The following is a 10,319-nucleotide window of genomic DNA, read 5'->3' as shown; positions in this document are numbered from 1 at the left end:
TCAGATAAAGACAGCACCCAATCCGCTAAAGAAAAAACAAAGAGTACTGCCGCTGCCAGAAGAGCAAGTGCCAAAGCGGGAGCCGCTCCTTTTCCCGGATCGGGGAAAGCATTGGAATTAAGTGATATCCAGGCGATGATTGCCTCTGTTGAAGTCAAACCGCTGGACTATATGAAAGAGCATATTGCCCGTAATCCCATGTCCCCTTTGGTCGGTGTGCTTCGGCGCTCCGGACAGAGTGAAGCCAGTGAAGAACCTACGGAAGCGATGTCACAAATCAGAATTGATACAACCGCTGCAAGAGAGGTGAGCGGAATTATATGGGATTCCCAGTATCCCCTAGCGATTGTGGATGATATGGTCGTTCATGTCGGCTTTGTTTTCCCCAATGGCGCTCAAGTGGAGAAGATAGAACCGACTCGTGTTTTTTTTAAGGTCGGCAATACAATTATTCCTGTTGAAATGAAGGAGTATTAAGCCATGGTGCATCCGTTGCGCATAACTGCATGCAGATTAATGTTTGGGATGATCCTCGTGTCGCTTTCTGCGTACGCCGTGGAAAGCGGCGTGTCCGTCTCTGAAGACTTTCAGAGTCGACATGCAAGTCTTGCCGATCAATTGGTTGATTTGCAAACGCCCATGTCATCCGAGTCGGACTTACCCGTCTCTGTGCTGGTACGGCCCGACACCAAAGTGGGGCACCTCGCTTCCTCGCTGGACGGGCTTATCCTCGAACAACAAGCCGGAGATCGGCTCGATGAAAAATCGCAAACACCGCGATTGTTGAGCGTAGAAGCTCCGGAAGTGCTATTGCCGCCTATGCAAGAAACAACGCGTTTTATGGCGATGGATCCGCAAGAGGCAATGGCACGAGGCTTACCGCTCGACACTTTTGAGGCGGAGAACGTCGATGCTGCCGAAGATTCTGTCACGACGGATGATCCTGTAGAAATTGACTTCCCCGAAGACGACTTTGGTACAGACTTGGACGACACAGGCGCCGGTGACACGGCAGCCGGTACGGCAGTCGATATGGACGATGATGAAGACTATGAACCCCTTCCGCCGGCGCCACGGGTACAATCGACACAGGAAACACGTGCCGCCAATGCTGCACTTATCAGCCAGTTGCAAAGCCTGAAAGAAGAAGAAGGGGGCGAAGTGCAAGCCCTTAACATGGACAGCAGCACTCCTGAAACAGCTGTGCAAGCGGCGGCCGCGCCCCAATCGAGCCCCTCTGCCCAAGAAGAGCGCCCCAAACGTAGTCTTGGCGAAAATCCCCTCGATCAGCTGGTCAGCCTCGACTTTCGTGATACCGACTTAACACACATCGTTACGATTTTGGCGTTGAGAGCCGATATCAATATCGTGGCGGGATCTGATTTGCGCGGTTCAGTAACCGCTAATTTACAACAAGTACCCTTACGACTTGCCATGGAAACAGTCCTTCGGATGAATGGCTTGGGTATGGTTGAAGAAGATGGCATTTACTTTATCGTACCGTATGAAGAAGCCGCTTCCGTTAACCGTAAAACGACCATGGTCACCCTTGAAAACGCCAAGGTGGAAGAGGTGAAGAAGACTTTGGACGGCATGGTGAAAGGGGTTCGTGATGAAGCGTTGATTAGTCTAGCACTCAATAAAACGACCAACACCATTATTGTAAGTGCGCCTAAAAATCGCGTTGAAGAACTGGTCACCATGATTCATCAAATGGACGTGGCAGAACCGGTATTGCCGACCGTCACAAAAGCCATTGCCCTCAATTATTGTGAACCTGCCGAATTGGAACCCTTGGTGAAATCCATGTTGACCAAAGGACTGGGCAGCGTTGCCAGTGATAAGCGCGCCATGCATCTCGTGGTCTCGGATCAACCTGTGGTGATTGAACAGGTCCAAGATCTGATTAAAACCCTTGATATTCCCACACGGCAGGTGTTGATTGAAACGATGATTGTGGATGCCCTGTTAAGTGATGATGCCGATACGGGCGTGCAATGGCTGATGAATTCGCTCCATCGCATGTCTCGTCGTCAAGCCGCGTTAGGCGAAGACGGGCGCGCAGTGGGCAACCTGCAAGAGCTGTCGTTGTCAACTGATTTGGAAGTATTGCAGCGGCCCGGCTCCATGTTAGCTTATAGTATTTTGAGTGACAAGATTGATTGGAGCGGATTAATTCAGGCGGAAGTGCGTAATCGCAATGGCAGAATGGTATCCAATCCCGTGTTGCTCACCCTAGAGAATGAAGCGGCAGAAATAGCGATCTCTCAAGAGGTTCCCTATATAGAATTGAGTCAGACCAATTTGGGCGGTTCCCAAACGAATACACGCTTTAAAGATATTGGTACACTCTTATCGGTGACGCCCCGTGTGACCCACGACAAAACAATCCTTTGTAAGATCGATGCGAAAGAGAGTTTGATTAACGGTCAGTTCCAAGGGGTACCGATCGAAGACAAACGTGAGATCAGTTCCACAATGCGGCTGAGTGACGGACAAACCATCTTTATCGGCGGTCTTCGCAAAAGCGATCAAGAAACCTCCACCCGAAAAATGCCGGTGCTGGGGGATGTGCCTGTGGTGAATTTCCTGTTCCGCACCAATTCGCGTAAAGAACAGATTAATGAATTGCTCGTATTTTTGACCTGTTCGGTCATCGAAAAAGAACACTTGGAATTGACACCGCACCAGCAAGAAGTGCTTGAGACCGCGCCTCCGCTCGTACCCGACGTAGACGCTTGGGAAACAATTATGCACGACACGGTGCATCCGGAAGAAACCAAACAAGTCCAAATGCGGTGGCGTCGGGGTTTGTAACCGCGCGCCCACATGCATAAAACCATGTGGGGTGCCTGTGTGAGGCGTTTACTCGTTGTTCATGCAGGCACTTTGCATGGTTAGCATTCCGGGGCGGCAGGATACCATTGTTTTTCCGTAAGCACATGGTTCACCCCTTGATCATGAGGACTTTGGGGCAGACTGGCCGCCAGTTGCAATTCAAAAGCCAGTCCCACCGACACCCCCCGGAAATGTTCTAAGAAGCGATCATAATAGCCGCCCCCATAGCCCAACCGCGCCCCATTTCGGGTAAACGCGAGCCCGGGCGTGACACACAATCCTTCCGCTGGCGTGGGCACAAGCTCCGCCGTGCCGGGGGCAGGCTCCAAGATGCCGAAAGTGTTGCGGTGCAGTGTATCGGTATGTCTGAGCCGCGACCATATAAGCCTTGGCGGATCACTTTGGGTGAGGGGAACAAAAACTTCCTTGCCGGCGCTTAACGCCGCGTTAAGGATTGCGTGCGTATCCACTTCATTATCTTTGGAAGAGAGATATAAAAGCAAACGAGGAGCCGTGATGAAACAAGGCGCTTCCGTCAGTGCCTTAAAAATAGCCTGACTGAGATGCTGCCACGTTTCATGAGGCATAGCTTTCCTTCGCAGATTATAGCGTTGACGCAGCAGCCTTTTCTGTTCACGAAGCAAGGTCATGACGGCTCATCTTCTCTTTGATATGGCGCGTTTCTTTGCGCGCCGCCTATTTTTTTTATAAGGGCGAAAAAATGCGGATCATCCCTGCACAGCGAGAAATCGCCGAGAGCTTACTCTTAGTTGGAATCGATGACCGAGATTAAATACCCGTCCAGTCCAAATAAATAACCACTGCTCGCCTCATCTTTTCCTTTATTGATAAAGCGCAAACGATGTTCGCCCTTTTCAAGGGGAGGAATCGTGAAACGTACTTCTTTTCCTTTAATATTTGGGCTATAGAGGTTGAGGGTATTGCCGACAAGCTCACCATCCAATTCAACATCGAAAATACCGTAATCGCGGGCACAGGTCAGCACCAGAAAAAGGTGATCAGCTTGGTTTTCAGTCACGTCTACGACCAATTCGAGCGTTTGATCCGCTTCCACAGGTGTCCACCACAGTTGCCCTGCACCGCTGCCCACATCAGGTTGAACGCTGATCGTGCCTGCTGATGCGTGAGCAGCTTCAAGCTTGGTTTCAGCTTGGATCATTTTTTCCGTATCTTCATAGAGCCGGTCTTTGGCTTTCGGAAGGGGAGGATAGGGTTGGTGAGGTTCTATCTGATACCAAAAAGCTACCGATGAAAAATCATCAGACCGTTCTTCAAAACCGGAACGTATGGTACCGTCTTCCCCTAAAGCGGCGCCCATGTGTTCGATTTCAAATCGCAGCGATATGTTGAATAGGACAGGGTCTGTAATGTGCCAACGGTAAGAGGTGCAACGATCGAGGGGGTTCTTATAGCCTTCCATTAGAGGGGCACCATAATAGGGCGTTGATATTTCCCGCAGTCCCCAAGGGTCACAGAAATAGTCTTCTGTACCCGTGCCGCGCAGGCTCGGTTCCGTTTCGCCGTCAATAAACCAAAAGTCATCTCCTTCTCCCCACCAAAGAGCGGTACGTTGCCGCACGCTCAAAACAGTGCCCACATAATGGCCGGTTCCGCTGATAGCTGCGATGAGATAGCGTTTTCCGGATTCCGTGGGAAATTCTTGCCGATACATGGCATGAAAGTAGGCAGTATCTTCGGGCAATGCTTCCAGTTTTCGCCAATCCACGTAATAATAAAAGCTGTGCACCTTGCCGGGGCCTTCGTTCGTGATGGTGATTTTCGCTGACTTGCGAAAAGGCATAGACCAATAGCAGTTCCGTGCTTTACCCTCAGCAGTAACCGTTACGGGAAGAGATTGGAGCGGATAGTCTATGCCGTGTCCCATGGCGAAAAAGTCGCCCAAAGGAACTTCTACTGAAGGCGCTTCCTCACCATCCCAGTACATGCGAATGACAAGCAAACGGGAATAGCCTTTATCTTCTGCCGCCACCGTGTTCCAGATATGGTTAATGACGCCCGGCCCTTCCAGATCCGCGATAACAAGGCTTTCGCCCGAGGCGATGGGTCGTGCATCGGCATTGCTTGCGCGCCAGTCCGGGGCGCTCGAGGAAGAACGCATGCTACGTCCTTCTTTCAAACGAGGAAGAGTTTCCAAAGGATCGGCCCTTGCTTCTGGCATCGCGGCAAGGATTCCCAAACAAAGAATCAACAACATGGGCAAAATACTGGCAAGATGGTTTCTGATCATTGGTGTACTCCTTAGCTTTCACTTAATCTTTACATTATACAGAAAGCTGAGAGTCCGTGGATACGGTATAAGGCGTGCCACATTGGGCTTTTAGGGACAAGATGAACAGGATGGACACCGTAGACAAAATAGATGCAATGGACAGGAATCGTCTCAAAGCTTCCGGTGTAGGGCGACATTTACCGAGCCCGAAGCTCCGTGTTTCATTCAACCTCATAGACTTGCAGATTCCTCTAAGGTGCCATCAGCGGCCACCACATGTACTGGAAGGCACGTTAACACCCTGAAGGGTTGGTTGCATTTCAATTCTGCATCTGTCGTTCACAAATCTGTTTGGGCAAAGGCCAAGTAAGGGCTTATACTGAAAGCGTGACTTTTGTTTTTATACAAAGACTTCAGTGAAAGCGCGCGATGGAAGGGCAGACCGAAAATTGTAGTGCTTCAAATTCACTTAGAAGCGTCTCCGTATTGCGGAAGCATTTTTGGAGAGCGGGCACGGATTTGTTTCTTCGCACAATGAATCGATCGCGGCTGAAGAAGCCCTATTTTATTTCTTCACATGCCCAAGACCTTCACCGGCGCTTGAGTATTGCCGATTTGCACTGCGACGCGCTCTTGTCCAATCGCGATTTACTGGCTTTTGGTCATAGGGGGCATGTAGATATTCCCCGCCTATTTCAAGGCAATATTGCACTTCAGTTTTTCTCTATCCCCACCTTGGCTCCTGTTCGAGCGGGTATTCCGTGGCTGCCATCAGACACAGACGCGTTGAAGTGGCTGTTAATGACCTCAGGTTGGCCGCCAAATACCCATAACAGTACCTTTCAGCGTGTTTTATATGCTGCTCAGTTGCTTCAAGACACGGCCTCGCGATCAGTGGGTCTATTCCGTATTATAAAGAGCCGAAAAGATCTTGATGCTTTTTTGAGAGATCGACAGACTGACCCCCGCTTGACAGCCGGTATTTTAGGAGTAGAGGGACTTCACAGCCTTGAGGATCATGTGGATAACTTACAGCGATTTTTCGATGCCGGCGTACGCACCGCCGGATTGGTGCATCTTCATGATAATGCCCTTGGCGGCAGCGCCCACGGGCACAGGCGCGAAGGGCTATCTGACTTTGGCCTTCATGTACTCCGTTGGATGGAAAGTCATCATATGCTTGTGGATCTTGCACACAGTTCCTCTCGGCTTTTGGAGTCCGTACTCGCTCAGTGTACCCGTCCGTTGATTATTTCTCATACGGGACTCTACGGTGCTTATTGTTGTTCACGCAATATTAGTGATGCCCACGCCCGAGAAGTCGCACGTAAAAGAGGAGTCATTGGAATAGGCTTTTTCCCGTGGGCAATTGGCGCATGTTCCATGGGAGCGCTGTTCAAAAGTCTCGCCTACGCAGTTGATCTTGTGGGTTCCGATCACGTGGCGCTGGGATCAGACTGGGACGGTATGGTCACGACTCCTTTTGATGCTTCGGGGATGGGTCTGGTTACCGATATGCTTTTACATCGCGGTTTTTCTGAAGCGGATATCGCCAAAATAATGGGGGGTAATGTCTTTCGTGTTTTACGGGAAACACTTCCCGATCGGTAATGTACTTTTCATCAGGCGATAAAGAGATAGTGACGCAGTTCCTCGTAGCCTTTGCGCCCCAGATAGTGGCGGATATCGCTTCGGGCGCCCCGCGCGCCCACGGCGATGACCACAAAAGCCTGTCCCGGCGCGGGCAATGCCTCCCGCGGGATGACACGGACACCGTGAATGATCCGCCCGACTTTGCGCGGATGAATATCCACTACAGCTTGGGGTGGTGTAGGCCATTCACGGAGCCAACGCTTTCCCACTTCGCCTGCACCCCACTGGATAAAAGGCACTGTCCGCCGCTTGAGATAACTATGGCTGAGAAAATGGCGTTTCAGCTGTCGAAAGGCTTTGGGCGTATACCGAGGGTCGTTTTTCGACAGCCGTTCAGGATGTTCGCGCCAACGAAGGAGTATGGGATCCGGTTTTGCGAATCGCGCGCCCCCTTGCCAAGCACGCATGACCAGATCGTAATCTTCGGGCCAGCCTCGGTCACGATAACCACCGATCTTTTCGTAAAAAAGGCGGCGCATCATAAAGCCCGGATGGGGCAGCGGACATTCTACAAAGAGTTCACGAACAATGTCGTCATGATGACAGCGCGCATTAATCCAGCGTTCATAGCGTTTCCATCCGGTGCCGGAATCAGAGCCGATCGTTTGAACGCGGGTGCTGCAAAGCTGCACTTCCGGCTCCTGTCTTAATAAGTCTGCTTGCTCGGCAAAGCGCGTGGGCTCGGCTATGTCATCGGCATCCATTCGTGCAAGAAGGTTTCCTTTTGCTTCGGAGCAGGCGAGACACAAAGCTGCAACAATACCCTCGTGATCTCGTTGAATAAGACGGATGCGTTTATCCTGTTCTGTGAGGGTCTTCAAGATTTCCGGCGTATCATCGGTGGAGCCGTCATCTACAGCGATCAATTCCCAATCCCCTTCCGTTTGTCTCAAGATGGAGCGCAGCGCTTCTTCCAGATAAGGGGCGCCATTAAAAACGGGGAGGATGACTGAAATGAGCGGCGCACCCACAGCCTTAAGATTCCAAGGTAATGGTCAGTGCTGTAAAAGAGTGGGGCGGAAAGCTGTGGACCACTTCGTCTTTTGCGTTTTTGAAGGATTTGAAATGCAGCCTATGGGGGCGCACACAGCCGGTATCTTCGAAAGTGTTTTGATCTTGTGGTGTGGCGCCCAGCAGGGCAGTCCCCGATACGGCTGCCGCTTTCGCCTCGCCTAGTTCAATCCGTGTTTTAATCGTTTGGGAACGGGACTTGTTGATTACGGTGAGGCGAATGGTGTTCTCTGATAAGGACGCGGATACATCGAGACAGGGAATGCTGCGCGTCGTGGAAGAGCCTGATTCGCGCACTTCGAAAGAGGGCGTTTCCACTTCTGTACGCACACGGAGGGCGTCATAATGAGGAATCATCAGATCGAAAACATGGAAGGTTGGCGTTAAGAGGAGGTCGCCCGGTCTGGTTTTCATGAGGCACTGCAACACATTGACGGCTTGATTCAGATTCGCTATGGCAACGCGGGGAGACCATTTATTGAACAGATGCAGCATGGACGCGGCAAACAAGGCATCCCGTAAGGTGTTGGGCTGTTCCATGCCATTTTCAAGGCTTGCTTCCGGATGTTTCATGCCCCATTCCGTCACGGCGAGGGCAACATTGCCTTTTGGAAAATAGTAGTGTAATAAAGCCTCTGCTTTTTCGAGCTCTTCTTCAAAGGTGATAACGTGCGCAAAGAGCGCGTCATAGTCGTCATTGGAAAAGGTTGCGCCGCCGCCTTGGGTAAAGCTCGGTTCCAGGCAAAGATAATTCATGAAAGACTGTCCGCGCAGCGCTTCGCACAGTTCTTGATTCCAGTTTTCCCCATTCGGATGCTCATAGCTGCAAGTCATGCCTTGTAGTAAAAACTGAAGCTGAGGGTCGAATCGGCTCATGGGAACGATAAAGCGTGCCGCTTCTTTGGCATAATCGGCCGCTGAAAGAAAAGCGCTTTTCCCTTGGCATAAAGAGCCGGCGATCCAATAGGGTATTGCATGAGGTTGAATTCTGCCGTGTTTCGCCCGTAAGGCGGTCAAGGAAGAGCTGCCGGGGAACTGACAATATTCAACCCAGTCTAGCGCTTCTTTCGGCGTGCCTGTTTCCAAATTCATGGTGATAAGAGGGGCGGCTCCGATTTGGGCGCAGCTTTGCAAGAATTCATTGGTTCCAAAAGTATTGGGTTCGCACTCCTGCCAACCGCTATTCACTGTGGTGGGCCGTTCATCTATAGGCCCTACGCCGGCGCGCCAATGGTAGTCGTTTGCAAAAGCGCCGCCCGGCCACCGTATGATCGGAACACGAAGGTGGGCGAAGACAGCGGCGATATTCACATCCATTCCTGCTCCATCGCGAGAGGCCGGATCATTGTGTACCCAAAGCCCTTCGTGGATGCTGCGGCCTCCATGTTCAAGGGCGTGCCCGTAGAGGGTTGATCGGATCTTAGCTTCCGCCAGCCCGGGCCAACACCGAAGAAGGGCGTCCATGGTCACGACAGCTCCGAAGGCAGATCGAACTGCTGCAAGAAGGGGCGAACCCGTTCGGTGATAAAGTGACGGGTTTGTTTAAGGCTTTCGACCAGTACATCCATGGAGTCAAGGGACAGGGGGCGACGGCCAAAGATACCTTTCACTTCAACAAAGATTTCGTTGGTGCTGTGTCGGAAGGATTCAATATTCAGGTGCAGCACACCGGCATGTTCCTTCGTTTCGGGGAACACAAAGCGCAGACCTCCCGTCGCTACGGGCCGTTGGAAATAAGGATTGATTTTGCCTTCCAAGCCACAAGCATTGTCGAGCAAAAATTGCCGTGCATCGTCAAAGTGGGTTAAGGCAAAGGTGGAACGAATGGTCACGCTGTGCAGTACAATCTGGGACACCTCGCGCGCTTTAAGAATTTGTGGGCAGGCAGATTTAATTTTTTCTTCAAAGCTGCTTTGCGGGATATCTGCCCATTCCTCAACCATCAATACGCGGTCGGGAAGGAAGATCAGAAGCGATTGCGCCTTCCCGCGCTGCGAATGGAATTTGGCTTGGTTGGGGTCATTCAAATCAATGTTATTGTAGGCAGTTTTGCTTTGTGAAAGTTTGTAGTACAATTTTTGCAGATTCGGGCGCTGTAAGGGGCGCGGTTGATGAATGAGTTCAACGCAAAAATGTATGACCCGATCTTCTGCTTGCATAACCGTGTATTGTTCTCCGTGATTCGTAGCGGCAGCAGTGCGCCATTATTTTATGATGACATTGTCGAGGAAGAGAGCGGACTGGTCGCCGATTTCACCCAGGCTCGTGTAGAGGAAAGAGAGCACGACGGAACGGCCATCGGCAAAATCGCTGATATCCGCGCTGTAGGTGTGGTAGTTTTGCGAGAGGAGTCCGTCTGTCTCTGTGAACTCCATCAGCACCGTTCCATTAAAAAGAACTTGGAAGGTGAAGGGCATATCGGAGTGGGGGATCGCGATATCCATGTATAAAAAGGATTCTTCTGCCATGGGTATCGTAATTTCTTGAAAGAGCGACGCCGATTCAAAGTTGTAAATATCATGGTTGCCAAACCATGCCCACCACGCGCCTGTGGCGGCGGTGATGC

Annotated in this window: 9 protein-coding genes; 3 read left to right on the top strand and 6 right to left on the bottom strand. The window is 51.2% G+C overall.

All coding sequences use genetic code 11. The features are described from left to right. On the top strand, window positions 1–477 hold a 477-nt coding region (locus tag GX117_00885), incomplete at its 5' end, for a hypothetical protein (protein ID NLO31899.1). A gap of 3 nt (window positions 478–480) precedes the next feature. Next, complete coding sequence (locus GX117_00880; protein ID NLO31898.1) at window positions 481–2,817, top strand: hypothetical protein; 2,337 nt, start codon at window positions 481–483, stop codon at window positions 2,815–2,817. Window positions 2,818–2,897: 80 nt separating this feature from the next. Here GX117_00880 and GX117_00875 read toward each other — a convergent pair whose 3' ends face one another. After that, window positions 2,898–3,488, bottom strand: coding sequence for a 5-formyltetrahydrofolate cyclo-ligase (locus GX117_00875; protein ID NLO31897.1), 591 nt, complete (start codon window positions 3,486–3,488; stop codon window positions 2,898–2,900). A 116-nt stretch (window positions 3,489–3,604) separates the two neighbouring features. Further along, window positions 3,605–5,107, bottom strand: coding sequence for a DUF2961 domain-containing protein (locus GX117_00870; GenBank protein ID NLO31896.1), 1,503 nt, complete (start codon window positions 5,105–5,107; stop codon window positions 3,605–3,607). Window positions 5,108–5,608: 501 nt separating this feature from the next. Here GX117_00870 and GX117_00865 point away from each other — a divergent pair. Then, entirely contained in the window at window positions 5,609–6,700 is a 1,092-nt protein-coding gene (locus tag GX117_00865) for a peptidase M19 (GenBank protein NLO31895.1), read from the top strand. An 11-nt stretch (window positions 6,701–6,711) separates the two neighbouring features. Here the strand turns inward: GX117_00865 and GX117_00860 are convergent, their stop codons facing one another. The 4 genes from GX117_00860 to GX117_00845 form a co-directional block, all read right to left on the bottom strand. Further along, a complete protein-coding gene (locus GX117_00860) occupies window positions 6,712–7,713 on the bottom strand; it encodes a glycosyltransferase (protein NLO31894.1) in 1,002 nt (333 codons plus the stop codon). A gap of 4 nt (window positions 7,714–7,717) precedes the next feature. After that, window positions 7,718–9,217 carry a hypothetical protein gene (locus GX117_00855; GenBank protein NLO31893.1) on the bottom strand — a complete coding sequence of 500 codons (1,500 nt, stop codon included), beginning with the start codon at window positions 9,215–9,217 and terminating at the stop codon, window positions 7,718–7,720. Window positions 9,218–9,219: 2 nt separating this feature from the next. After that, window positions 9,220–9,912 carry a hypothetical protein gene (locus GX117_00850; protein NLO31892.1) on the bottom strand — a complete coding sequence of 231 codons (693 nt, stop codon included), beginning with the start codon at window positions 9,910–9,912 and terminating at the stop codon, window positions 9,220–9,222. 45 nt (window positions 9,913–9,957) lie between these two features. Then, on the bottom strand, window positions 9,958–10,319 hold a 362-nt coding region (locus tag GX117_00845; protein NLO31891.1), incomplete at its 5' end, for a hypothetical protein.

It is taken from the genome of Candidatus Hydrogenedentota bacterium, from assembly GCA_012523015.1.
In the GTDB taxonomy this organism is placed as follows: domain Bacteria; phylum Hydrogenedentota; class Hydrogenedentia; order Hydrogenedentales; family CAITNO01; genus JAAYBJ01.
The sequence above is the reverse complement of the archived record's forward strand: the minus strand, read 5'-3'. Positions and strand labels throughout refer to the sequence as shown.

Excerpts from the sequence above, each read along its gene's own strand:
- GX117_00850 (NLO31892.1), bottom strand. The coding sequence starts at position 9,912 with ATGCAAGCAGAAGATCGGGTCATACATTTTTGCGTTGAACTCATTCAT.
- GX117_00880 (NLO31898.1), top strand. The coding sequence starts at position 481 with ATGGTGCATCCGTTGCGCATAACTGCATGCAGATTAATGTTTGGGATG.
- GX117_00870 (NLO31896.1), bottom strand. The coding sequence starts at position 5,107 with ATGATCAGAAACCATCTTGCCAGTATTTTGCCCATGTTGTTGATTCTT.
- GX117_00875 (NLO31897.1), bottom strand. The coding sequence starts at position 3,488 with ATGACCTTGCTTCGTGAACAGAAAAGGCTGCTGCGTCAACGCTATAAT.
- GX117_00855 (NLO31893.1), bottom strand. The coding sequence starts at position 9,217 with ATGGACGCCCTTCTTCGGTGTTGGCCCGGGCTGGCGGAAGCTAAGATC.